Genomic DNA, 26142 nt, shown 5'->3' on the forward strand with positions numbered 1-26142 from the left:
CGCAATGTGGACGCGCGGACGAAACGTCCGGTCCCACCTTGGACAACCTTACGAAACCCGATTCCCTCTGATCAAGCCCAATTGCCACCCAGGCGATTGATTATCGCCCCGTACAACGATTATCACTCGCCATGATGAACGAAGTCTCAACCAGCACCGATCATGCCGCGATGCCGGAAGGTCCGGACGATCTTCGCCTCGCCCTCTCCGAGGCGCGGGCGGAAATCGCGCGGCTCAACGGGGAATATGACGATCTCAAGCTGCTCTACGAAGCCTTGATGGAACATGGCGAGGCTGTGGAGGACCAACTCGCCGAAAGCAACCTTGCGCTGCAGAACACCCAGGCCCGGCTCGAGGCCGAACTGGTCGACGCCGCGCGCTACGTCATGTCCATTCTTCCGGCGCAGCGCACGGAGCATCCCCGGACCGAGTGGCTGCTGGTTCCGTCGACCGAGTTGGGCGGAGATTCCTTCGGATACCATGCGATCGACGACGACCACATGGCGTTCTATCTGCTCGACGTCTGCGGCCATGGTGTCGGCGCGGCATTGCTTTCGGTCGCGGTCGTCAACGTGCTGCGCGCCTCGGCCCTGCCGAATGCCCGATTCCAGGATCCGGCGAGCGTGCTCGCCGCGCTCAACGACGCCTTTCCGATGGAAAAACAGAACAACAAGTTCTTCACCATCTGGTACGGCGTCTACCAGCGCTCCTCCGGAATGTTGCGCTACGCGACCGGCGGCCACCCGCCGGCGATCCATCTGCGGCGCCAGGACGACGGCTCCACGGCGATCAGAGAGCTCATCACCATGGGCGGCATGGCGGTCGGCGCCTTTCCCGGGATGGACTATGAATGCGGCAGCATCGTCATCGAACCCGGCGACCGGCTGCTGATCCTGAGCGACGGGACCTTCGAAGTGGACGGGCCCGACGGCGAGATGCTCAGCCTCGCCGAACTCGCCGCCTTCGCCGCTACGAGCGACGACAGTCCACAGGCGATCCTCGACTGGGCGCGTGCGCCCGGCTCCATATTGCCCGATGATTTCTCGCTGCTGCGGGTGAGCTTCTGACGGGCGCCGTCGCCGGCACGAGGGGCCAGCGGTCGCTACGCCCTCACCCTTCCTTCCGGCCGCCCGAGGGGCTCCCGCCGAGCACGATCCGTTCCGGGGCCAGAAGCCGGAGGCGCCGGTCCGAGCCAATCGCCAGCGTATGGACGTAGAAGCAGGTCGACTGGTCGTCTGTCGCTTCCATCACCGGGGACGGCGCTGAGACAATCAGAAGGCCTTCGCATCGGCCGATCCAGTCCACATGCCTGTGGCCGTGCATGAGAAGCGCGCGTCCCGCCAGAGGCTTTAGCCTGCGAACGAACCAGTTGCCGTTGGATGCGTGCGGTGCCGGTGGGCTCGGCGAAGGCCTTCGCGGGGCGCGGATATTCGGCAATTGAGTGCTGTGTCCCCATAATTCCTGCCCCAGCCGGCCGGCGCCGCCGGATGCCTCGTGCGCAAAAAACTCCACCGCGGCATCCACCAGGAGTGCCTTGTCGGACCTCCGCCGTCGGGCCTTTGTATCCAAAAGCCTGAAACTGTGGCATGCTGCCAGCCATGCGATCCGACGCCGAGCACATCAGCGCGATGATGGCAGGGCTCGACGCCGTTGGCCTGAGCGGAGACCGCAACTGAGTGCCATCTTTTGAACGGAACGGTCCGGCGGCTCGCCGGAGGCATCGGTCGCGAACCGCTTTGCTCGTCCGGTCACAAGATCGAGCGGCCGTATCAGAAGGCCGTTGGCGGGCGTCCCGATCCGCCGCTGATCGGCAACGCTTCGAGCACTCGCAAACGTCCCCTACCGTGGGGTCTTTCAATGTTGAGAGTTGGGTCCTCGGCACCGAAAAGGTCAACCAGACATGAGGCTGGTCCTCGTCGCTCTCGCTGTCGCCCATAACTGGTATTCCGGCTACCATGATCCGGTCACAGGCTACGAATGCTGCGACAACAAGGACTGCCGGGTCATCAGCCCGCACTATGTGGAGCCGCTGCCGGGCGGCAACTTCAACATCCGCACCGGGTCCAAGACAAGATACTTCATCCCCAAGGACCGGGTCCTGGAGAGCGAAGACAGCCAGTATCACATCTGCACGTCCGCCCCGCATACGACAATCCGCTGCTTCTTCGCGCCACGCACTGAGGCAAAAGCGATGGGCAGTGTTGCGGGCTCAGTGCATTGATCGGGATACTCGTTCGTGCGGCTTCGGTGTTCGGACTCCGCAATCAGCGGCTCGGTTTCTTGAGCGCACTGAACCGGAATGCCTATCACCGGAATGCGCGGGACCTTCGAAGTGGACGGGCCCGACGGCGAGATGCTCAGCCTCGCCGAACTCGCCGCCTTCGCCGCTACGAGCGACGACAGTCCACAGGCGATCCTCGACTGGGCGCGTGCGCCCGGCTCCATATTGCCCGATGATTTCTCGCTGCTGCGGGTGAGCTTCTGACGGGCGCCGTTGCCGGCACGAGGGGCCAGCGGTCGCTACGCCCTCACCCTTCCTTCCGGCCGCCCGAGGGGCTCCCGCCGAGCACGATCCGTTCCGGAGCCAGAAGCCGGAGGCGTCGGTCCGAGCCAATCGCCAGCGTATGGACGTAGAAGCAGGTCGACTGGTCGTCCGTCGCTTCCATCACCGGGGACGGCGCTGAGACAATCAGAAGGCCTTCGCATCGTCCGATCCAGTCCACATGCCTGTGGCCGTGCATGAGAAGCGCGTGTCCCGCCAAGGGCTTCAACCTGCGAATGAACCAGTTGCCGTTGATGAGTGCGGTGCCGATTCGCTCGGAGAAAGTCTTCACGGGGCGCGGATATTCGACGGCGTGGTGGTGCAGCGCGATCAGCCAGCAGGCATCGGGGTAGCTGCGACGCATGAGATCGATGCCCTTGACCTCCTCGGCCGATATCACGCCCAGTGCATTGGTGAAGGAGAAATGCGTGTCCGTATTGGAGTTCAGAAGGATGATGCCGAGCCCGTCTTCCTCCCGTGGCGGCAGCACCATGGGAAAGACTGAGGCCCAGAGTTCATCGAACCGCCTGAACAGGCGTGGCTTCGCGACGTCGGCGAACCGCCGCAGCGCGGCGGCGTGAGGCTCGACGGCCTCGGCGAGCGTCGGCCCGAGCGACGACGCCGGCCTGTCCACCACGCGCGCACGGTCTCCCTGCAGGGCCGCCATCGCAGAGAGCGCCCGCAACTGCCGCAGCTTGATGTTCGGGCTCATCGGCAGGTCCATGCGCGCCGGGTTCGCGCGATCGACGATGTTGAGATCATGATTGCCGGGAATGATCAGCACCCTGTCGGCAAGCGACGGATGAGCGGCCAGCACCTCGAAGAACTCGGCCCATTCCGCCGATCGGCCGGCGTCAGTAATGTCTCCCGAGATCAGGATCGCATCGAGCCGAAGGTCTTCGTCGATCGACTGCAGTCGCGCGAATGCCTGTTTCAGCCGATCGTTGCCGCGCGGTCCCGACCGGCCGCTTTCGATGCGGAAGCCGAAACGCTCGCCGACAACATGGATGTCCGACAAATGGGCGATGCGCCAGCGCCGATCGCCGTCGCGCGGCTCGTCGAAGGCGTCGAGATCACGCGGCTGATCCATTGTCGTGTCGGTGGCGGCCCAGACCAGGGCGCCGGCGGCAAGATAGGCGGCGACGAGCGTGATGCTGTTGGCGAGCGTTGCGACCGCCAGCCGATCCAATGACCGGATCTCGCCGAGGTCGCTGTAGAGACGGGTGCCCGGCCAGGCAGCGATGGCGACCAGTATGGCAATCGTGCAGATCACCAGGCCCGCCACGGCCGCCGCTGCCGAACGCAACGCCGAGCGTTGCCCGGCCGTTGCCGTCGCGGGCAGGAAACGCTCCGCCACATGGCGCAGCCCCTCCCGGCAGGCGCCATAGCCTGGCTCCACCACGATCGAGGTGAGCGACCAGAAGCTGCTTTCGGCAAGCCGTATCAACTGGCGCCCGCCATACCAGCCTATGGCAACGATGGCAGCAAGGATCAGGACCGACCAGAAGCCGATCGTCGGCGAGAAGACCCTGTCCGTCAGGGCACGGAACCATGCCGTAGCTGCGATCGGGGCAAAACCGAGAAGCAGGCCAGGCACCACGAGAAGGACCAGCCAGGCCAAGGCGAGCTTCAGCAGGCTGATCTCGACCAGCATGCTGCCGGCAAGCGACAGCATGGATCGCTGCCTGGTGCTCGAGGCGTTGTCCTCGACATCACCCCGACGCGGATCGATGATCGGTCCCACCCCTGCCCCCTAAGCAGCCTTGCACGGCTTCGCACGCTTCACCGGCCTCGCCTCCTCTCTCGCCCCAGGTCTCTGCCGGAGACCGTGGGACACCTTGGCGACACCTGCCTGGCCCGCCCCGCTGCTGATGACACCTCTCCTACTGCCTGACCCTGCAAGTCTCGATCGGTGTGGGCTCGGATGCGGTATGGTCCATCAGCATCTCGCTCATGGTCGCCTCGTCGCCCTTGCTCCACCACTGCAGGCCCTTGTCGGGCGTGAGACCCTGCTCCGTCGCGAAGCGCGCTCCGGAAGCCGAGCGTACATTGTACATCTCGAAGGTCCGTCCCTTGTATTCGAGCGTCGCGACGTGGGCCTCGTCACTGGTGTTGTCGTAGCGGACGTCGACCGTATTGCCGCTGTCACAGACATATGTCGCCGAAATAATCTCGGGTCTATCGCCGGGCACAGCCGGCGTGCCCGGCTCGTCGGCGATGGCCAGCCCGGCAAGACCGGTCAGGGCGATCGGCAGGACCGCGCGAACTGCCAGCCTCGAAATCAGATGACGGAGCATATCGGTTCCTTTCCGCTGACCGGCGAAACGCGTCGCCGATCGGCCATTTGCGTTTCCCGCGCCTCAACCATCGCCGTTCCTTGAGGCCGAAGGGTCAGCCGCGTCGCCCTTGCCGCCCGCCAGCAGAACCGCGATCCACCGGCTCGAAGGATCGAGCGCGCAATAGACGATGAAGACGATAAGGATCGGCACCCCGATGAAGGCGCCCGAAAGGCCCCACATGAAGCTCCAGAAGAAAACGGCGAAGATGACGGCGAAAGGCGAGATGGCGAGCGATGCCCCTGTCAGCAACGGCTCGAGGTAGCTGCCGATGACGAACTGGATAAGGTTGAGGCTGATGAACACGATGACGGCCATCTGCCACGATTCGAACTGCGCAATGGCGAACAAGGTGGGAAAGACGGTTGCGATCAGCGGCCCGAGAAAGGGAATGTAGTTGAGCGCGAAGGCGATGGCGCCCCAGGCCGCAGCCAGTTCGAGCCCTGCCGCGAGCGCGAAGGCCCACACGACGAGGCCGGTGAGGACGCTCGCCAGGCTGCGCACCGCCATGAAGCGGCGCAGCTTGGCGCCGATCTCGCGGTTGGCCGCAAGGACCTTCTCGCCGAAGGGCTGGACCGCGGGCGAACGGAGCCTCCGGCCGAAATCCTCGACCTCGAGCAGCCCGAGCATAACGAAGATGAAGACGAGAACGGCAAAACCGGCGACGCTGTTCAGCCGTCCCGCCACGCCTTGCGTGAAACCGACAAGCCAGGTCACGTCGAAACGATCGGCGAGCGGCCCGGCAATGGCGATGCCACGCTCGTCGAGCCAGCTCGTCCAGTCGACATAGATCGCCTGGAAACGCCCGGCATTGGCAAAAAGCCATTGGCCGAGCCGGCCGAACCCCCAGAACACGGCGGAGCCGACGACAACCACCACGACGATGGTCACCGTCAGCGTTATCAGCAGCGCGAGGAGCTTCGGCATCCGCCGCTGCAGCGCGGCCTGAAGCGGCCACACCAGCGCAATGACGAAAATCGAGAAGGTGAACGGGACGAGAATGGATTGCGCGAAATAGAGCAGCGCGAGAACGAGGATGCCCGTCGCAATCGGACTGATCGAACGGCTGGCGCCGAACCTTTCCATGTTGTGTCCAACACCTCTCGATCGATGCGACGATCAATGACTATCAGCGGCAGCCGCCACGCTCAACGGCAACGCCCTTGATATCATCGACCGTTGGCACCAGGCGAGCCGCGCCCGCAACCCAACGTCGCGACTTAACATTCCATTTACCCTGTTTGTTTACCAATCGGCCTCATTGAGAAGCGGTCACATCGGCGGGTCGCGGTCCGGCCAGGTGAACAGGGCGCTCAGCGATGGAAGGCGATGGTGTGACCAGACTGCGCGCAACAGGCACCTTTGCCGCCCTTGCAGTCGTCGGCCTGACGATTGCCGGTTGTGCCAACGGCTCGTTGCGGCACACCGCCAATCATGAATCCTGCGCCGTTGGACCCCAGGCATCGGAAACGCCGCCCACAACCATTGGATGCGCACCCCCGCCGCCGGAGCGCCTCATGACCAGTTCGGGAAGCTATGCGTTCAGCAGCGTCGGCAATGCTCCCGAGATCCTTGCAGCCGAAGCGCGGAGCAGCGCCGCCGGCGAAGAGGTCAACAAGGCTCTGGCCGGCAAGCTGCCGAGCGTCGGATTGCTCGCCACGGCCGGCGGAGGAACAGAGATAAACGATGTCGACGAGGGCCGCAGGACCGGCGGCACCTATTCCTATGCGCTCGGCCTCGATATCCCGCTCTATCAGGGCGGCCGGGCCGATGCGGCGATCAGCGCCGCGCGCGCCGACCACAGGGCATCGGCCCAAGCCGCCAAGGACCGCCGCGTCGCGACCGCCTATGAACTGGCGCTCGCGCTCGCCAGGATCAGCCAGCAGCGCGAAGCGATCGCCATCCTCGACCGGCAGCAGCGGACATTGCACCGGCTCGCCGGCGAGGTGAAGGCCGAAATCAAGGGAGGCGCCACCAGCCGCGTCGACGTCGACGACGTCAACCGCCAACTCGCCCATATCGCGGTCGCGCGCGAGGAGGCGCAGCTTGCCGTGACGGAGGCCGAGTACACGACCCGGCGGCTGGGTATCTCGGCGGACGCGAAGCTCCCCGACACGGCTGGCCTTGGCCTGCCCGAGAGCGAACAGGAGTTGGTGGCTCTGGCAATGCGCGAGAACCCGCGCGTCAAGGAACGGATGGCGAGAGTGGAAGGCGCGGAGGCCCGCGTGACGCAGGCCAAGGGCAAGATGCTTCCAACCGTCTCGGCCGGCGTCCGGCTGACCGGCGAGCAGGGTTTGCTGGCCGATGTCGACGATTCCCACCAGGGCGTCGCCGAGGTGCGTTTCTCCCTGCCGATCTACACCGGAGGTTCACGCTCCGCGACGATCCGGCAGCGCGCCGACGAGAAACTGTCGGCGCTGCTCGAGCGCGATGCCGCCGTCGAAGGCGTCGTTGCCGCGGTCCGCTCGGCCATCGACCGGCGCAACAAGGCCCGGCGCATGCTGACGCTCGCCGAGGTCGAGAAGCGCAGCGCCGCCACCATGCTCGAAGGGCTGCGCGCCGAGCGCAAGGTCGGCGAGCGCTCGACATTCGACGAGATCCGCGCCATCGAGAATTTCGCCAATGCCGAGCTCAACCTCACCCAGGCGCGCTACCAGTTGAGAGCAGCCGACTATACGCTGGCTGCCGAAACAGGGCAGATGGACCGGCTGGTCAGCTCAATGCCGGTTGCCGAACCGGTCAAGTAGAGCGGCTGCCGCACCCTATTCGGCAGCAATCCTGAAGCCGTCCGCGGGGCGCGCCAGCGCCGCCGAGAGCCGGGGGCGCAGCCTGTCGACAAGCACACGCACGTAAGGCTCCAGCACCATGCTGTCGTGGTCGCCGGCGATCTCCTGCACTTCAAGCTGGCCGACATAGGGCGTCCAGCCATTGTCGTCCATCGCGGCGTTGCGACCCTCCTGCAGGCGGCGCCCACCGCTCAGCGTGTAGAGGATGTTCAGCCTGGGCCGGAGCAACAGCATCTTGCCGGGCCAGGCCCGCAGCTCGTAGCGAGCCAGAGCGCGCCGGAACGCGGCCTCGATCTTCTGGTTCTGGAACTGCTTGCCGGAGTTTTCCGTCTCGGCCGCCTCGCGCTTCTGCCGCTTCTCCGCTTCCCAACGCGCGCGGTCGGCAAGCCAGCCGGTCACGAAAGACAATTTCTGGCGCCTGACGTCCTGTAGTTTCATCTGCAGCCGGTCGTATACGCTGAGCACGGGCTGGAAGGGCAGCGGCGTGTCGAGCATAACGACAAGCGCGACCTCCTCGCCATCGGCACGCAGTTGCTGCGCCATCTCATAGGCGGCGATGCCGCCGCCGGAAAAGCCGCCGAGCAGGTACGGCCCATGCGGCTGCACGCTGCGGATTTCGGCGATGTAGTCGCGCGCCATCTCCTCGAAGGTCTCGTGCGGCTCCTGCTCGCCATAGAGGCCGCGTGCCTGCAACCCGTAGACCGGGCGGTCGGTTCCGATCTGCAAGGCGAGTTGCCTGAGGTTGAGCACGTTGCCGAACATGCCCGAGCAGACGAAGAACGGCGTTTCGGACGGGTTGCGCCCGGGGCTCATGGCGACGAGATGCACCGGCTTCGGCTTGTCCGGCTGGGTGGCGTCGCCGGCCTCGCCGTCGGCGGCCGGCGCCGCGCGATCACCGATCAGGGCGGCACAGGCCGCGATGGTCGGCGCTTCGAAGAGCGCGGAGATCGGCAGATCGACCGAGAACTCCTTCTTGATCATGCGGAAGAGCCGCACGGCGATCAGCGAATGGCCGCCGATGTCGAAGAAGCTGTCGTCGACGCCGATCTTCTCGACACCCAGCAGCTCGCTCCAGAACCTGGCCAGCGTGCGCTCGGTCTCGTTGCGCGGCGCGACATAGTCGCTGTCGAGATCGGGACGTTCGAACTGCTCGCCTTCGGCCTTGCCGGGCGCGGCCGGCTGCGCCGCCCGCTTGCGCAGGACTTCGAGGTCCATGGAACTGATGATCGGCTCGGGCTCGCCGGTCGCCAGAGCGCGCATCAGGGCTTCGAACCCTTCGCCGGGAAGGATGCCCTGGCTTACCTGGGCGGCAAGCTGGAGAGCCGCCGGCGACGGCGACCCGTCGGCCTCGGCCGGCCGTGCCACGGCTTTCGGCTTGCGCGGCGAGACCAGCCCGAGATCGTCGTCGAGGCGACGCATCACGAAACGTTCGATCTCGACCACGACCTTGCCCACGGCATCGGTGATCGTGATGTCGAAGGCCATGTAGCCCGCGCCGTAGCCGATGTCGCGACTGAGCCGCGCCCAGCTCACGATGCCATGCGGCAGCCGACCGCGGACGGCGATCCGCCCGTAGGACATCGGCGCCCACAACACGGCCCCGTCATAGCCCGGGTCGAGTTTGAGGGCGAAACCCGTCGCGATGTCGAGAAGCGCGGGATGGATCAGGGCGTCGTCGCCGTCATAGGCTTCGGCAAGCTGAAGCTCGGCGACCGCTTCGCCCTGCCCCAAGGCCGTGGATTTCAGCACCTGCCAGCGCGGTCCGAAACGCACATGGCCGTCCTGCACGGAACGCAGGGCAGCGGTTCCCGTTGCACGCTCGACTACCGGGCAACGCGCTGCGGTGCCGGCGAGATCGACCTGCCCGGCGACGGCACCCGAGGGACGGAGGAAGCCTTCGACATAGGTCTCGAAGGAGGTGTCGCCGTCGGCGGAATGGCCGGCCGCTATCTCGATGCGGTGCCCGTCCTTGTCGGGCGTGATGCGAACCCGCAGGCTACGGCTCTCGCCATCCGCCACGACGAGCGGACGCAGGAAGACCAGATCCTCGATCGAAAGGCCGGAGGCGAGGCCGTATTCCGCCATTGCCTGAGCAATGATCTCGACATAGCCGGTGCCAGGAAGGACCGGCTCACCGGAAACCATGCGATGTTCGCCGAGCAGCCAGTGCGCCGCCGGCCCGATCTCGGCCTGCAGCCAGGGCGTGCCCTTGGCATCCTCGACCCATTCGTTGAAGAACGGCCCCTTCGCAGGTTCGGCAGCAGCGGCCGCCGATGCTCTTTCCGGGCGCGCCGTGGCCCGCGCGGCCAGCCCGACCTCGTTCCAGATGCCCCAATGGACGGCGACCGTCTTGCGGCCGGAATCGACCGCACGGCTCTCGGCATAGGCGTTGAGGTAGGCGTTCGCCGCCACATAGTCGACCTGGCCGACCGGCGCCGTGTCGGTGCTGGTCGAGGAGAACAGCACGACGAGGTCGAGCGGAATGTCGCGGAACACACGGTCGATGACGGCAGTCCCGTGCAGCTTCGGCGCCAGCACGGCTTCGATGCCGGCGACCGACTTCATCGGCAAGAGGTCGTCATCGACCACGCCCGCGGCATGGATGACGCCATTGATCGTGCCGAATTCGGCCTCAGCGGCCGCCGCGACCGCCGCCATCTCCTCCGGATTGCCGACATCGGCCGCATGGTAGACGATCCTGCGGCCCTCGCCCTCCAGCGCCGTGATCTGTTCCATCGCGCGGCGGACCCGGTCGCGGCGCGCATGCGAGCGGATATAGAGCGGCCAGTCCTGGCGCGGCGGAAGCGCTGTCCGCCCGACCAGCATCAGCTTGGCGTCGAAGCGCTCGCACAGCTCCTTGGATATCACGAGCGCCAGGTCTCCCAGCCCGCCCGTGATGATATAGACGCCCTCCTGGCGAAAGCCGGCAGCCGCGTCGACGGCGGGCGCCAGCGGCAGCTTCTGATAGCTGCGCGCCCAGCGGCGGCCGTTGCGATAGGCCACGACATCCGAGCCCGGCGCGGCGAAAAGATCGTCGCGAAGCCGCGCGTGCTGAGCCTTCACTGCGTCCGATGGTTTTGCACTCCGTGCCTCATGCACCGGCGGCAGATCGATCAGCCGCACGTCGACCCCTGATATCTCCTTGGGGATCACGAGCCCCGGCCCGAGGATCGTCGCCTTTTCCGGATAAGGCAGCGGCTCGTCGCCGACGCGCTGCATGCCGTTAGTCACGACGGTCAGTTGCACGCTCTCGCCGGTTTCGGCATCGCCGAGCGCCTGGGCGAGATGGACAAGGCTGTAGAAACCCTGTTCCTGGTTCTGGTTGAAAAAACTCGATCCGGGGCGATGGTCCTCGCCCGCGGTGACCAGCCACAGATGCAGGATGCGCGACGGCAGCGGGCCATCGGCTGCGATGCCGGAAAGCAGCGCGTCATAGCCGGCGCGCCCGTCTTCCGGACACAGGCTGTAGGCCTCGTCCGAGCGCCTTGCAAAAGTGTCGCCGACCTCCACCGTGCAGACGCGATGGCCGTCCGCCCTGAGGCTCTCGACCAGCGGCGCGCCGAAGCCGGCACGATCGAGGAAGATCAGGAACGACACCGGCGTCTTGTCGGCATCGATCGCGACATCAGGGACCGATAACCGCCATGTCGGCCGGTAGCCCCAGTCGGCGATATCGGGCAGCTTGCGCGGCGCATCCTCCGACGGCTCGGCGGAAGCGGCCAGGCTGCGTTCGATGAAATAGCGCTGATGCTGGAAAGGATAGGTCGGAAGCGACACGCGCCGCGCTCCGCTTCCTTCCCACAGACCGGCGAGCGGGACGTCGAGGCCGGTCGCCCAGGCGCGGCCGAGCGCGGCCGTGAGGTGGACGGCGTCATCCGTGTCGTCCTCGGCATGCGGCAGGCTGTTGATCACATGGTTGGCGCCGATGCCGGGCTGGAGTTTCACCAGCGAGGAAAGCGCCCGGCCCGGCCCGACCTCGATGAAGATGCGGCCGGGTTCTCCGGCGAGCAGGGCGACACCTTTCCCGAACTGCACTGTCGAGCGCAGGTGGCGCACCCAGTAGAGCGGATCGCGTGCTTCAGCATCGGAGAGCCAGGAGCCGCTGAGATTGGAGACGATCGGGATCGACGGCGCATTGAGGCGGATGCCGCGCAGGAATGCCTCGAACCGGCCGAGGATGGGCTCCAGCATGCGCGAATGCGCGGCGATGTCGATGGCGATTCGGGAAGCGTCCACGCCGCGCGCCTGCAGGTCGAGCCGGAAGCGCTCGAGATCCCCGTCGCGGCCGGAGACGACGCAGAGCTCCGGCGCATTGACGGAAGCAAGGTCGAGCTCATCAGGCAGGATCTCGGCGACCGCGCCGGCCGACAGCGGAACACTCAGCATGCCGCCGGCTTCGACGGTGTCGAACAGCTCGCCGCGCAGCCGCACGAGATTGACCGCGTCGCGCAGGCTCAAGACCCCAGCGATGCAGGCGGCCGCGTTCTCGCCCATCGAATGGCCGATCAGCGCCGCCGGCCTGACACCCCGATGCATCCACCAGCGGGCGACCGCCACCTCGACGATCAGGATCGCCGGGAGTTGGACGGACGGTTTGAGGAAGGCCGTCTCGGCCTCACCGCGCTCGACGCCGCGATCGAGCCAGACGCGGCGGATCTCCGCCGCCACCGCCCCATCGAGATAGGAGAGACCCTCGTCGATGGCAGCGCGGAAACCGTCGTCGGTCTTGTAGAGGGCATGCGCCATGCCGACATGCTGCGCGCCGCCGCCCGGAAACAAGAACACCGCGCCGCCGGCATTCTCGATCGCCGCATGGGTGTAGGCGCGCTTGCTTTCCGGATTGGTCAGCACGGCGATGGCGTCCTCGCGCCCCCGCGCGGCAACCACGCGGCGATGCTCGAAATGCTTGCGCCCGGCATGGAGCGTATAGGCCGCGTCGGTCATCGAGAGTTCAGGATGGTCCGCAAGCGCCTCGCCGAGCTGCGCTGTCGCGCGATCAAGTGCCTTGCGGTGCTTGGCCGAGAACAGGAAAAGCTGCGGGGCCGCCTCCGAGTTTGCTCCAGCCCCCGTCACGATCGCCGGCGCCTGCTCGACGATGGCATGCGCGTTGGTGCCGCCGACGCCGAGCGAGTTGACCGCGGCGCGGCGCGGACCCGGCACCTGCGGCCACCGGCTCAGGCGGTCATTGACCACGAAGGGGCTGCGATCGAAGGCGATCGCAGGGTTCGGTTTTTCGAAGCCGAGGGTGGGCGGAACCTCGCCATGTTTGACGATCAGGGTGGCCTTGATGAGGCTGACGACGCCGGCGGCCGTGTCGAGATGGCCGATATTCGATTTCACCGAACCGACGCGGCAGAAGCCTGTCCGGCTGGTGCTCTGGCGGAAAGCCTGGGTCAGCGCCTCGATCTCGATCGGGTCGCCGAGATAGGTCCCGGTGCCGTGGCACTCGACATAGTGGATCGTGTCGGCCTCGACGCCGGCGAGGCCCTGCGCCTCGATGATCGCCTCGGCCTGGCCGGTGACGCTCGGCGCGAGATAGCCGGCCTTGCTGGCGCCATCATTGTTGACGGCGGTGCCTTTGATGACGGCATGCACGATGTCGCCGTCGGCGATCGCGTCCGACAGCCGGCGCAGCACCACCACGCCGACGCCGCTGCCGAAGACGGTGCCGGCCGCGCGATGGTCGAAGGCCCGGCAATGGCCGTCCGGCGACAGGATCTCGCCCTCCTGGAAGGTGTAGCCGCGCCGGTGCGGCAGTTCGATGGTCACGCCGCCGGCGATCGCCGTCTCGCATTCTCCGGCGAGCAGGCTCTGACAGGCAGTGTGCACCGCCACCAGCGACGTCGAGCACGCCGTCTGCACATTGACGCTGGGGCCGCGCAGGTCGAAGGCGAAGGAGACGCGGGTGGCGAGGAAGTCCTTGTCGTTGCCGGTATGGCGCAGCAGGAACATGCCCACCTGGTCGACGAGTTGCTTGTTGCTGCAGACGTTGAAGTAGAAATAGCTGCCCATGCCGCAGCCGGCGAAGACGCCGACCGGACCGGCGCTGGAATCGGGCGTGCGGCCGGCATCTTCAAATGCCTCCCAGGCGCATTCAAGGAACTGCCTGTGCTGGGGATCCATGATCGCGGCCTCCTTCGGGCTCAGCCCGAAGAAATCGGCATCGAACATCTCCATATCAGGCAGGTCGGCGGTGCGGCGCACATAGTTCGGGTGGTGGATGCGGCTGGCCGATTCTCCGGCAGCCAGGAGCTCCTCCTCGGAGACGTCATGGATCGATTCCACGCCGTTGCGCAGATTGTCCCAGAACGCGCCGACGCTGGTGGCGCCCGGCACCCGCAGCGCCATGCCCACGATCGCGATATCGTTCGGTGATAGCTGATCGGGTTCGTCGATCATCAGCCTGCCCCGCTTTGTCGTCCCTTTGTCCGGCCTGGCCGGATCGGCGCGTAGCGCACGGACCTGCCCCACAGGCCATTTAGCTTGATACGCCGCCTTTGTCTTTCCATCGCCCGGAAAAGTTGAAATCGTCCTTAAGGATCGGCGCTACGCGGCCACATTCGCAAAAACCGTAGGGGCGGCCAGCCACGCTCCGGGCAGCAGGGTTATTAAAAAATTGCGGTACCCGTAGCAATTGTAATCGGAACGAATACGATCATTTACGCAAAGCCGTCTATAAGACGCGCGCAGACAACCCAAAATTGACGGTCATGAATATGGTCCATCGAAACTTCGACTGCGTCCTGGTGGGCGACGAATCGCTGCTGGTGCAATGCGCCGACATCTTGAAGGGCCGCGGCCATCGCATCGCGGCGATCGTGACCGAAAGTGAAGCGAACCGGAGCTACGCAGCCAGGAACGGCCTGCGCGTGACCGGCTGGGGCGACAGCCTGGAAGCCCAGCTCGAAGGGATCGACTTTGACTGGCTGTTCAGCGCCGCAAATCTGCGCATGATCCCCGAGGCCGTGTGGCGCAAGGCACGGTCCGGTGCGGCGAATTTCCACGATGGGCCGCTGCCGCGTTATGCCGGCCTCAACGCGCCGGCTTGGGCGATCCTCGAAGGCGAAACGTCGCACGGCGTGACATGGCACGCGCTGGCCTCCGGCGTCGACGAAGGTGGCATCTATATCCAGCAGAGCATCGACATCGCACCCGACGAGACCGCGCTGATGCTCAACACCAGATGTTTCGAAGCCGGGATCGACACCTTCTCCACTTTGCTCGACGGTATCGAGAACGGTACGCTCGCAGCGCGTCCGCAGGACCTGACGGGCCGCTGCTACTACGCCCGGAAGAAACGCCCGGAGGCAGCCGGGACGCTCGATTTCGAACACCCTGCGCGTGTGCTCGAACGGCTGGTGCGGGGGCTCGACTTCGGCCCCGGCTATGCCAATCCGCTGGTGACGCCGAAGCTCAAGACCGAGAACGGTATCTTTGCAGTGACGAAGCTCGCCTCGACCGGCCAGAGGGCCGGCGCGCCGGCCGGCACCGTCATGTCGGTTTCACCCGAAGGCGCCGTCATCGCGACGGCGGACGATCTCGTCCAGGTCGAGGCGTCGCGCATCGGCGACGGGGCGCCGCTCGCATCGACGCTGGCGCCTCATACGATCCTGCCCCGGCTGGATGCCGACTGGTCGCGCCGGCTCGGTGAGGCGGCGACTGATGTCGTCGGTCACGAGGAAACGGCGCGCAAGCTTGTCGCGGCCGCACGCGACGTCGACCTCATCGACGTCAAGCCATGGTCGGCCGGCCAGATCGCCGACACCGCTACGCTTCCCCTCGACCTGAGCTTGCTCGGCCGCGACGGCAAGGTCGCCGCCATTGCTGCCTTTGTCCTGCGCCTGAGCGGCGAGAGCGCGGCATCCCTCGCCTTTGCCGACGAAACGATCAGCGGCCGCGCCGCCGCCTTCCCCTTCTATTTCGCGGACTGGGCCCCCCTGAATGTCGGTGCCGGCGACGATATCTCGGTCGCGGATTTCTCGCGGCACATGGCCGAAACGGTCGCCGCGACCCGGCGGAAGGGCGCACATCTCAGCGACCTCACCAGGCGTCTTCCCGGCCTTGCCGATACCAGGCTGACGATCGGCCTCGTCGAGGGAAGCGAAGCCGCCCGCGCTGCATTGCCGGGCGGCTCTGCACTCGCCTTCGTCCTTGATGCCGGGGGCGACAGGCTGGTCTTCGACCGCAGCCGCATCGGCGAAAGCCAGGCACGCGACATCGCCTCGCGGCTGGCCGTGCTGGCAAAGGCCTTCGCCGCCGGCACCGGCCGCGTCGCCGATTTGCCGCTGATGTCGCCTGATGAAGAAAGCCAGGTCCTCCACACCTGGAACGACACTGCCCGCGACTATGACCGCGGCGCCACCATGCATCGGCTCATCGAGGACCAGGTCGACCGCACGCCCGATGCCGTTGCGGTGGCGAGCGGGGCGCATTCGCTCACCTATCGCCAGCTCGACGAACAGGCCAACAGGATCGCGCATGCGTTACGAGCACAGGGCGTCGGCCCCGACACCATGGTCGGGCTGCATGTCTCGCGTTCGGTCGAGCTCGTCGTCGGCGCGCTCGCCATCCAGAAGGCCGGCGGCGCCTATGTGCCGCTCGATCCGATGTTCCCGGCCGACCGCCTCGCTTTGATGGTCGAGGACAGCGCGGCGCCCATCGTGCTCACCGAGCGCGCTTTGCTCGGATCGCTGCCTGTTCCGGCAGCGAAGCTGATGTGCATCGAGGATATCCTCGATGCCGGCGGCGCCACCGAGCGGCCGGCGAGCGGAGTGAAGCCGGACAATCTCGCTTATGTGATCTACACGTCCGGTTCGACCGGCCGTCCGAAGGGCGTGATGCTCGAGCATCGCAATGTCGCCAACTTCTTCGCCGGCATGGATGAGCGCATTCCGAGGCCGGCGACCGGTCAGCCGGTCTGGCTAGCGGTCACCAGTCTTTCCTTCGACATTTCGGTGCTGGAGCTGTTCTGGACGCTGTCGCGCGGCTTCAAGGTGGTGATCCATTCGAGCGAGGTGCAGGCCCACAAGCCGGGCCGGCGGCTCGGCGGCAGGGATGGGCGCCAGCTCGACTTCGGCCTGTTCTACTGGGGCAATGACGACGGCGCCGGTCCGGCAAAATACCGGCTGCTCCTCGAAGGCGCCAAATTCGCCGACACGCATGGCTTCCAGGCTCTATGGACCCCCGAACGGCATTTCCACGCGTTCGGCGGTCCCTATCCCAATCCTTCCGTCACCGGCGCGGCGGTCGCGGCGGTCACGAAGAACCTCTCCATCCGTGCCGGCAGCTGCGTCCTGCCGCTGCACCATCCGGCGCGCGTGGCCGAGGAATGGGCCGTGCTCGACAATATCAGCAACGGCCGCGTCGGGCTGGCCTTCGCCTCGGGCTGGATGCCTGAGGATTTCGTGCTGCGGCCGGAGAACGCGCCGCCGCACAACAAGGCCGCCATGCTGCGCGACATCGAAACCGTGCGCAGGCTGTGGCGCGGCGAGAAAGTCGCGTTCGATTTCGGCAAGGGCAAGGTCGACGTGGTCACGCAACCCCGGCCGGTCCAGGCTGAGCTGCCGGTGTGGGTGACGACGGCGGGCAATCCGGAGACCTATCGCGAGGCCGCCCGGCTCGGCGCCAATGTGCTGACCCATCTGCTCGGCCAGTCGATCGACGAGCTCGCCGACAAGATCCGGATCTATCGCGCAGCAATCGTCGAGGCCGGCCGCAACCCGGCCGACCACAAGATCACGCTGATGCTGCACACGCTGCTCGGCGCCGACCGCGAGGAAGTGCGTGCCCAGGCGCGCGAGCCGATGAAGGACTATCTGCGCAGCGCCACCGCGCTCATCAAGCAATATGCCTGGGCCTTCCCGGCCTTCAAGAAGCCGCAGGGCATCGCGCAGCCGATGGATATCGACCTGCAGTCGCTCGACGCGGAGGAAATGGATGCCATCCTCGAATTCGCCTTCCTGCGCTATTTCGAAGACAGCGGCCTGTTCGGCACGGTCGACGACGCCCTCGGCCGCATCGAGCAGATCGCGGCGATCGGCGTGGACGAGGTCGCGTGCCTGATCGACTACGGCGTGCCCAGTGACATCGTGCTCGAACGCCTTGTGCCGCTGGCCGAAGTCGTCGCGCGCTCGCGGACGGCTCCCGCCCCGGAGGGCGAAGTGGAAGCCGGCCTCGCGGCGGAGATCGATCGGCACGGCGTGACGCATCTCCAATGCACGCCGTCCATGGCCCGCATGTTCCTCATGAACGAGGACGACCGGCGCGCGCTCGGCGCGGTCCGTCACCTCTTCATCGGCGGCGAGGCCCTGCCGGCCTCGCTGCTGGTCGACCTCCGCAAGGCGACAGCGGCCAGCGTCGAGAACATGTACGGCCCGACGGAGACGACGATCTGGTCTTCGACATTGTCGGTCGGAGCGGCCGAGGGCGTCGTCCCGCTGGGGCGGCCGATCGCCAACACGCAGCTCTATGCGCTGGATGCCAGCCGCCGGCCGGTGCCTCCAGGCATGCCGGGCGAGCTCTATATCGGCGGCGACGGGGTGGCCCGCGGCTATCACAACCGGCCCGACCTCACGGCCGAGCGGTTCCTGCCCAACCCCTTCGCGCCCGGCCGCTTCTACAGGACCGGCGACCTCGTGCGCTTCACGGCCGACGGCACGCTGCAGTTCCTCGGCCGCGCCGACCACCAGGTGAAGGTGCGTGGTTACCGGATCGAACTCGGCGAGATCGAGGAACGCATCGCGGAATTCCCTGGGATCGCCGAGGTCGTCGTGATGGCTCGCGAGGATCGCGCGGACGATGTTCGCCTGGTCGCCTATCTCAGGCTTTCGGGCCAAGGGATCGACGAGGAGGCGCTTCGCCAGAGCCTGGCCAGGACCCTGCCGGACTATATGGTCCCGGCGCATTTCGTGACGCTCGCCGCGTTCCCGCTCACGCCGAACGCCAAGGTCGACCGCAAGGCGCTGCCCAGGCCCGATATCGTCTCGGCTCAGGCGGCACCCACCTATGTCGAGCCGACCGACAACGTCCAGCGGGAGATTGCCGAGACCTTCCGGCGCATCCTCGGCGTTGACAAGGTCGGACTTTCCGACAGCTTCTTCGCGCTCGGCGGCCATTCGCTGCTGGCGGTCCAGGCCCATCGCGAGCTGAAGGCCGGCGTCGCGCCCGACCTGCTCATCACCGACCTCTTCCGTTTCCCCACGGTGAAAGGGCTGGCCGAGCATCTGTCGCATCGCGGCCAGGCGGACGATCGCCTGAGCAAGGTCGCCGACCGCGCCGCCATGCGGCGCGCCGCACTCTCCGACCGCCGCGCCGGCCTGATGGGAGCGCGCAACGCCGGATGACCCTCGCTCTGGCCGGCCTCTTCGACGCCGACATCCGTGTCGCGCAGGGCGACCCGCGCGCCGGGTGGGGCGAGCCCCTGCCGGGCGAGGCGGCTGCGGTCGCACGGGCCTCGCCGGCACGCCGACGCGAATTCATGGCAGGGCGGGCGCTCGCGCGCCGGGCTATGGCAGCGCTCGATGTGACGGCAGCCGCTATCCCTGCGGCTGAAGACCGGGCGCCGGTCTGGCCGTCCGACGTCAGGGGCAGCATCAGCCATTGCGCGGATTGGTGCGTGGCAGCGGCCGCGCGCGCCGATGACGGCTATTTCTCGATCGGCGTCGATATCGAGCCGGCCGAACCGCTGGACGCCGACCTGATCGAAGAAATCTGCACGGCGGAGGAACGCCGCTGGCTGACCGAACAGCCGGTCATGCGCCGCGATCTCCTGGCGCGCATGATCTTCTGCGCCAAGGAATGCGCCTATAAATGCCAGTATCCGCTGTCGGGCCAGTTGCTCGACTTCCAGGCGCTGTCGATCCGAATCGACGAGATATCGAGCGGGCTAGAGCAATTCCAGCAAAAGTGCGCAGCGGTTTTGCGTCCGGAATTGCGTAAAAACAAAGAGTTAGAGCATGGCCGCTATTCGGAGAAAAGCGGAAATGCTCTAGAGCAATTCCAGCACGGACGCGCCAAGCGGGATACCCCCCTCTGTCCTGCCGGACATCTCCCCCTCAGGGGGGGAGATTCGCTGTCCTCGTACGGCGGAACCCGGTTCCGCGACGTCGATGATTGGCGGTGTCAGGGCGGCCAGCCAATCTCCCCCCTTGAGGGGGAGATGTCCGGCAGGACAGAGGGGGGTGCCACCGCGCCAACGTCATGCCCACCGAGCATTGCGTCCCGTGCCGTGGCTCCCGAGGAAAACGGAAATGCCGGGGCCGCATCGGCCTTCACAGCCCGCTTCGAAATCGACGCAGCGCCGTTCAGGAAGGGCGACGAGCTCGCCGGGCGCATCACACTGGACGGCGGCTACATCGTCGCGGGAATGGCGCTCAAGCGCGAGGCCATGGGATTGTCATGACATCAGCGATGACAGACGACCGCCTTGCCGACCCGGCTGCCGCACCCGACGGCCGCAACGGCACCTTGCTCCTGGTGACGGCCGTGCGCCTGCGCAACGGCCCGCGCGGCCTGCAGCTCGACGACCAGACCTGCGCCGGTATCAGCCGCTGGGCCGAGCGTTTCGAAAGGGTCGTCTATGCCGGCATCCTGCAGGAAGCCGAGCAGGAGGAATCGACCTCGATCCACTGGGTCGACGTCTGCGACCTGCCTAACGCCGACCGCCTTCGTTTCCTCGCTCTGCCCATGGCCTACCGGATCGGCGCCTTCGCCAGGACCTATCGTCCGACGCGCCGGCTTCTCGCCGACGAGATCGGCCGAGCCGATCACCTCTGCTTCACTTTGGGCTATCTCACCGGCGACTGGGCCGCCGTCGCCGCGCTCGAAGCCCGGGCCCAGGGACGGCGTTATGCCGTCTGGTTCGACCGGGTCGAGCATGAGGTGCTGCGCAACGCGCTGCCGACCATGCCGTTCAAGCGCCGGATGAAGGAGAGCCTGACGCTGCCGCTCATGCAGGCTTACCATCGGCGCCTCACGCGACGCGCCACGCTCGCCCTGCTCCAGGGCATGGATACGTTCAACGCCTATTCGGCCTACAGCAGCAATCCCGCCTGCGTCTACGACGTCCACACCAGCGCGGAAGACTTCGCTCCTGCCTCCGCCGTCGAAGCCAAAGTGGCGCGCATCGAAAGCGGGGCGCCGCTGCGCATCGCCTATGTCGGCCGCGCGGCCGAGATGAAGGGGCCCTTCGACTGGCTCGACGCGCTCGCCCGGGCGAAGCAACGCGGCGTCGCCTTCGAAGCGCGCTGGCTGGGCGACGGCCCCTTGCTGGCTGAAGTGAAGCGGCGCACCGCCTGTCTCGGCATTGCCGACAGCGTCGACTTTGCCGGCTTCGTTTCCGATCGCGGCCTCACCCTTTCGGCCATGCGCGAGGCCGACCTCTTCCTGTTCTGCCACAAGACCCCGGAATCGCCCCGCTGCCTGATCGAGGCCCTGGTCTCGGCCTGTCCGATCGTCGGTTATGCCGGCGCCTATCCGCAAGGGCTGATCGCGGCCGACGGCGGCGGCCTGCTCACGGCCATGAACGATGTCGATGCCCTGGCAGGGTCGATCGCCGGCCTCGACGGTGACCGTGGGCGGCTGGTCCAACTGGTGCGGGACGCCGCAACGGCTGGGCAGCGCTTCGACGAGGAGAAGCTCTATCGCGAGCGCGCCGACCTGATCGCCACTTATGCATGACCGGCGGTTCAGGCGCTATGCGGCCCTCGCCCTCCTGCCGGCCGCCTTCATCTTCGCCATGACCGGCGACGCCATCGTGCCCCCCTATGCGCCGCCGCCCCAGGTCGCGGTCGATGCCGGCAGTCTCTTCGTCTCCGGCCACAGTCTCACCGACCGGCCGCTGCCCGACATGCTGGAGGATATTGCCCGCCAGGGCGGCAGGACGCTGTTTTGGCAACGCCAGCATATCGGCGGTTCGTCCATCCGGCAGCGATCCGAGGGAAGCGAGCCTGGCAGGCCCGGCTCCGGCTATGCCGCCGGCACCGACCGGGACGGAAATCCGATCGACGTCCTGGCGGCGTTCGGCGCCGGCTACGACGTTCTGATCATCACCGAATGGCACCGGGTGCTCGACGCGATGCTGCGTGAAGGGACGGCCGGGCAGCTGCGCGATTTCCAGGACAGGTTCATTGCGGCCAATCCGGACGGAGCGAGCTTCTTCTTCGCGCCCTGGACCGACCTGTCCGACCCGGCGGATCCCTCCGACTGGATCGCCTACGAACGTGCCGCATCTCCCATCTGGCAGTGCCTGGTCGAGACGGTGAACAGGAGCCTCGCGCGTGGCTCGCGCGCCGACCGCATCGGCTTCATCCCGGCATCGCTGGCGCTCGCCGAACTCGTGGAGCGGCTGACCTCGGACGGCCTTCCGGGCTTCTCGGGCATGTCCACGCCAGACATCGTCGCCGCTCTCTTCTCCGACCGCGTGCATCTCACCGAGCTCGGCACCTATTTCACGGCCGTCGTCACCTACGCCTCGGTGTTCGGCGAGGAAGCCGCGACGGCCGCGCCGCCCACCACGCTCGATCCCGTGCGGGCCGAAGCACTGCGCGACTTCGCGATCGGTTTCGTGGCGCGCTGGCAAGCGCAAGCGCCGGCGGGCGACTGTAACGGCGTCCCCGTCGGCTTCATCCTCGCCTATACCGGCTACATGGAGCGCACCTATTCCAGGCCCGAAATGGGCTATGTCCCGGCGCAGGTGAAGCGGCTGCGCGACACGGCGCGCTTCCTCTGGCGCTTGAGATCGGGCGGCGTTCCTCCGGAGGGCTGAGTTTGCAGGGCCAGCGGCGCCACCTCCTCTTCGTCATCCACGGGCGAGCGCACGCAGCGAAGCGCAGGGCGCGATGACCCGTGGATCCATGCCGTGACCGATCCGAAGGCCGCAGGCGGTCGAGAAAAGGGGATGGCCGGTGGGTCCACCCAGGCCCTTGGGCATTCTGCACCGGAGCAGTCGTCCGCGATGTCACGGCATGGATTCTCGGGTCACCTGCGGCTCGCTGCGCTCGCCTGCGGGCCCGAGAATGACGAAGGCGGGAGGTTGCTGCTCGGCGACATGCGTATCTCCCGACGCCGACGATTTGCCGGAGCGCCCTCCCTTCTCTCGTCATTCTCGGGCCGAAGTACGCCGCGGAACGGCGTGCGAAGTGACCCGAGAATGACGAAGGTGGGTGGTCGCTGCTCGGTGACATGCTTATCTCCAACGCCGACGATTTGCCGGAAGCGCAATCCCCTCTTTCGTCATTCTCGGGCCGAAGCACGCCGCGGAGCGGCGTGCGAAGTGACCCGAGAATCCATGCCGTGACGTGGACGCAAACTGCCGACGGTCGAAAAAGGAACGCTACCAGCCCGTCCCTCGGAACAGTTCATACCATTCCGGATTGAGGCTCTCGATCAGTTCGATCTTCCACTGGCGCGGCCAGTGTTTCAGGGTTTTCTCGCGCTGGATCGCGTCGCGGATGTCGAAGTGTTCCTCGTACCAGACAAGACGCTGTACGCCGTAGCGGCTGGTGAAGCGCGATCCCGTGCCCTCCTTGTGCTCGGGGATGCGCCGGCCGAGATCGTTCGTGACGCCGATATAGATGGTGCCGCGTTTCTGGCTCGCCGTCATGTAGACATAACCGGTCATGCGGGGAGGCTATCCGAAACGGCCTCGATTGCAAGCCATGGTTGAGGTGGTCGCATTCCGCACTGTGACAGCCGTCCGCAACGTCACGGCATGGATTCTCGGGTCACCTGCGGCTCGCTCCGCTCGCCTGCGGGCCCGAGAATGACGAAGGCGGGGCGGCGCCGCTTCCAGGCAGGTGGACCGTGACGGTAACATATCCACTTCGTCATCCATGGACGTGCGCACGCAGCGAAGCGAAGGGCGCACCGATCCGTGGATCCATGCCGTGACCGATCCGAAAGCCGAGACGGTCGAGGAAGAGGATGGCTCACCGATGCACGCGCCCAAGCCCGCACTGCACCGAAGCAGTCGTCCGCGATGTCACGGCACGGATCCACGGGTCATCGCGCTCTTCGCTTCGCTCCGTGCGCTCGCCCGTGGATGACGAAGGGGAGATGTTGCCGCCCTACTCCCCCCGCTTCCGATCCGTCCGCACCCATGTCCCACTCCGCGAACCAAACGCCAGCTTCGGATAGAGCGCCAGCTTGCGCAGCACATAGGGAACGACCCGCAGCAGCGAGCGCGGCGGCAGCGCATCCCGGCCGAAGACGCCCCATGCAAGCAAGGCGGCGATGACAAACAGACCTAGGCCAAAACCCGACACGATCAATGCGAGCTGTCCGAGCGACAGGGCAAACGTCAGCACCGCAGTGATAACGAAGGCCGCCGTCATCAGCATCAGGAGCAGCGTGAGCGGCGGCACCAGCACGTCGAGGGCGACCGCGATCACATCGGCCCTGCCGGAGCGCAAAGCCGCGGGCAGCTGACCGAAAGCCGAGGCGATCATGCCGATATGCCCCTCCTCCCAGCGCCGCCGCTGCGAGGACGCGCCCTCCTGGGTATAAGGGAAATGGCTGCTGATGCGGGCATGTTCGCAGAACAGGGCCGGCGTGCCGCGGCGCGCGAGGTCGAGGCCGAGCTTCATGTCCTCGACGAGGCTCGCATGGGCGAGGTCGGCATCGCGGATGATCGCCCAGGGAAAGGCCATGCCCGTGCCGGTGAGGTGGCAGGGAAGGCCGAGCCGGTGAAGCCCGGCCGGACGCACATGGTTCTTGATCAGGAAGGCCAGTTCGGCAACCTGCAGATTGAGGCCTCCGCCGGGCGGAACGGACATCAGGTTCAGGCCCTGGACGGGCCGGCCGGTCGCCGAGGCGAGTGCAACGAGCCGATCCACCGAGCCCGGATCGAGCCGGCAGTCGGCATCGACGATGACGACGACCTGCGGCGGCGCCTTGTCGAGATGCTTTATCCCGAAATCCAGCGCATATCCCTTGCCGCGCGCCGACGCGTCCCGGCGCTCGACGACTTCGGCCCCCGCCTCGCGCGCTTTGACCGCCGTGGCATCGGAGCAGTTGTCGGCGACCACGAGCATGCGGTCGCCGGGTCGGAGCTGACGGCGCAAGGCGATCACGGTCTCCGCTATGCCGTCCTCTTCGTCATGGGCCGGCACGAGGATCGCGGCCGACGGCCTGACGTCCGGAACCATTGCTGCCGGCACGCCTCGCCGGGTCGCGGCGGCGAAAACCTCCACGGCGAAGACCACAACCGGAACCAGCAACACCAGATTGGCGATCACCAGGACAAGAAGCACAAGACCGACCATTTTTCCCTAACGCACGCAGGACCGCGTCCAGTCTAACCCATCCAATTTAACGATGTTTTGCGATTCGCAGCATTTGCAGGCGGGCACCCTTGACGTGCCGATCTCCAATGATGTTAGACAACCAGAGATAAAGGGCGCCCATGGCGCACGCTGGCGGGGTCGTCGCCGCGGGGGTTCATTTTGGCAGTCAAGGAAAACAGCGGCGCCGGGCAAGCGCCAGTCCCGGCGATTCAGCGGACGCATTTCCTCGGCGTGCCCTTCGACAGGATCACCTTCAACGATGTCGTCGCGCTGATCGACCTCATGCGGGAGTTCGACGGCTTCCGATATGTCGTCACGCCCAATGTCGACCACGTCGTCCGCTTCTCGGGCAGCCGGGAACTCAGGGCCTGTTACGAGAATGCCTGGCTGACGGTCTGCGACAGCAAGCCCCTGGTCCTGCTCGCGCGCCTGATGCCGCTCACCCTGCCCCGCGTCACCGGATCCGACCTGACGGCAAGCCTGTTCGGCAACGTGATCCGTGACGGCGACCGCATCACCATCATCGCGCCGAACGAGGCGGTGGTGGAAAAGATGCGGGCGAAATATCCCCGCCTCCATATCCGGGCCCATGTCCCGCCCTTCGGCGTGGGCGACAATCCGGCCGAGCTCGCGCGTTGCATCGAGTTCGCCGTCGCCGAGAAGGCCGACTTCGTCTTCATCGCGATCGGCGCTCCGCAATCCGAGAAGATCGCCTATGCCATGTCGAAGAACAAACGCGCCTCCGGCATCTGCCTCTGCGTCGGCGCCTCGCTCGAATTCATCACCGGCATGAAACGACGCGCGCCGCGCTGGATGCGCAAGGTCGGGATCGAGTGGATGCATCGCCTCGCCTCCGACCCCAGGCGCCTCTGGCGCCGCTACGCCTTCGCCATCGTGCCGTTGCTGAGGCTGACCGTTGCGGAGTTCCGGCAGCGTCGGAAGGTGCGGACGGCTTCGGGAGGTTATGGGGCGGGGGCGCAGGGAAGCCAGTCGTTCGGCGACAAGTCGGACGTAAAGACGAGAGGGTGACGGTCCGACGATCGGCAGCCAGATTGGAGTACCGCTCGCGCTCCTGCGGACCTTCTCTCAAGAAATCCAAACTTAATGCTGTAACCCTAACGCTACGTTCTCAGGACTCCGCGACGGGCGACGGCTTTGCGCCGCTAGTCAGGTATTGCCTCAAGAGGTCAGATTGG

The 26142-nt window shown here is 66.4% G+C and carries 15 protein-coding genes; 9 read left to right on the forward strand and 6 right to left on the reverse strand.

Features of this window, described 5'->3' with window-relative positions:
* Nucleotides 1-131 precede the first annotated feature (131 nt).
* From JN280_RS37350 to JN280_RS37360, 3 genes are all read left to right on the forward strand, one after another.
* Nucleotides 132-1067: a PP2C family protein-serine/threonine phosphatase gene (locus JN280_RS37350; protein ID WP_202309198.1), complete on the forward strand. Its 936-nt coding sequence runs from the start codon at nt 132-134 to the stop codon at nt 1065-1067.
* Nucleotides 1068-1900: 833 nt separating this feature from the next.
* Nucleotides 1901-2221 carry a hypothetical protein gene (locus tag JN280_RS37355; RefSeq protein ID WP_202309199.1) on the forward strand — a complete coding sequence of 107 codons (321 nt, stop codon included), beginning with the start codon at nt 1901-1903 and terminating at the stop codon, nt 2219-2221.
* 78 nt (nt 2222-2299) lie between these two features.
* Nucleotides 2300-2485, forward strand: a complete 186-nt coding sequence (locus JN280_RS37360; RefSeq protein WP_202309200.1) for a hypothetical protein — start codon at nt 2300-2302, stop codon at nt 2483-2485.
* Nucleotides 2486-2528: 43 nt separating this feature from the next.
* Here the strand turns inward: JN280_RS37360 and JN280_RS37365 are convergent, their stop codons facing one another.
* The 3 genes from JN280_RS37365 to JN280_RS37375 all read right to left on the reverse strand — a co-directional run bounded on the left by JN280_RS37365 (nt 2529) and on the right by JN280_RS37375 (nt 5964).
* A complete protein-coding gene (locus JN280_RS37365; protein ID WP_202309201.1) occupies nt 2529-4286 on the reverse strand; it encodes a metallophosphoesterase family protein in 1758 nt (585 codons plus the stop codon).
* 139 nt (nt 4287-4425) lie between these two features.
* Nucleotides 4426-4839: an MliC family protein gene (locus JN280_RS37370; protein WP_202309202.1), complete on the reverse strand. Its 414-nt coding sequence runs from the start codon at nt 4837-4839 to the stop codon at nt 4426-4428.
* Nucleotides 4840-4902: 63 nt separating this feature from the next.
* Nucleotides 4903-5964: an AI-2E family transporter gene (locus JN280_RS37375; RefSeq protein WP_202309203.1), complete on the reverse strand. Its 1062-nt coding sequence runs from the start codon at nt 5962-5964 to the stop codon at nt 4903-4905.
* A 431-nt stretch (nt 5965-6395) separates the two neighbouring features.
* Here JN280_RS37375 and JN280_RS37380 point away from each other — a divergent pair, with 431 nt between their 5' ends.
* Nucleotides 6396-7625 carry a TolC family protein gene (locus JN280_RS37380; protein ID WP_202309204.1) on the forward strand — a complete coding sequence of 410 codons (1230 nt, stop codon included), beginning with the start codon at nt 6396-6398 and terminating at the stop codon, nt 7623-7625.
* 15 nt (nt 7626-7640) lie between these two features.
* Here the strand turns inward: JN280_RS37380 and JN280_RS37385 are convergent, their stop codons facing one another.
* The gene (locus JN280_RS37385; RefSeq protein ID WP_202309205.1) at nt 7641-14063 is read right to left on the reverse strand and encodes a type I polyketide synthase; all 6423 of its coding nucleotides are present in this window, start codon (nt 14061-14063) and stop codon (nt 7641-7643) included.
* Nucleotides 14064-14380: 317 nt separating this feature from the next.
* Here JN280_RS37385 and JN280_RS37390 point away from each other — a divergent pair, with 317 nt between their 5' ends.
* Genes JN280_RS37390 through JN280_RS37405 form a run of 4 tightly spaced genes read left to right on the forward strand, consistent with a single transcriptional unit; the run spans nt 14381 to nt 22428 of the window.
* Nucleotides 14381-19006: a MupA/Atu3671 family FMN-dependent luciferase-like monooxygenase gene (locus JN280_RS37390; RefSeq protein WP_202315292.1), complete on the forward strand. Its 4626-nt coding sequence runs from the start codon at nt 14381-14383 to the stop codon at nt 19004-19006.
* Nucleotides 19003-20064 (forward strand): 4'-phosphopantetheinyl transferase family protein, encoded by a 1062-nt coding sequence (locus JN280_RS37395; RefSeq protein WP_202309206.1) that lies wholly within the window; start codon nt 19003-19005, stop codon nt 20062-20064. The genes JN280_RS37390 and JN280_RS37395 overlap by 4 nt, the downstream gene beginning before the upstream one ends.
* Before the next feature lie 8 nt (nt 20065-20072).
* A complete protein-coding gene (locus tag JN280_RS37400; RefSeq protein WP_202309207.1) occupies nt 20073-21341 on the forward strand; it encodes a glycosyltransferase in 1269 nt (422 codons plus the stop codon).
* Nucleotides 21334-22428, forward strand: coding sequence for a hypothetical protein (locus tag JN280_RS37405; protein ID WP_202309208.1), 1095 nt, complete (start codon nt 21334-21336; stop codon nt 22426-22428). Before JN280_RS37400 ends, JN280_RS37405 begins: the two co-directional genes overlap by 8 nt.
* A gap of 567 nt (nt 22429-22995) precedes the next feature.
* Here JN280_RS37405 and JN280_RS37410 read toward each other — a convergent pair.
* Both JN280_RS37410 and JN280_RS37415 read right to left on the reverse strand, forming a co-directional pair.
* Entirely contained in the window at nt 22996-23283 is a 288-nt protein-coding gene (locus JN280_RS37410) for a GIY-YIG nuclease family protein (protein WP_202309209.1), read from the reverse strand.
* A gap of 445 nt (nt 23284-23728) precedes the next feature.
* Entirely contained in the window at nt 23729-24925 is a 1197-nt protein-coding gene (locus JN280_RS37415; protein WP_202309210.1) for a glycosyltransferase family 2 protein, read from the reverse strand.
* Between the two features lie 180 nt (nt 24926-25105).
* Here JN280_RS37415 and JN280_RS37420 point away from each other — a divergent pair, with 180 nt between their 5' ends.
* Nucleotides 25106-25975, forward strand: a complete 870-nt coding sequence (locus JN280_RS37420; protein WP_244742667.1) for a WecB/TagA/CpsF family glycosyltransferase — start codon at nt 25106-25108, stop codon at nt 25973-25975.
* The last annotated feature ends 167 nt before the right edge of the window (nt 25976-26142 follow it).

Origin of the sequence: Mesorhizobium sp. L-8-10 (genome assembly GCF_016756635.1) — a bacterium.
Lineage (GTDB): Bacteria > Pseudomonadota > Alphaproteobacteria > Rhizobiales > Rhizobiaceae.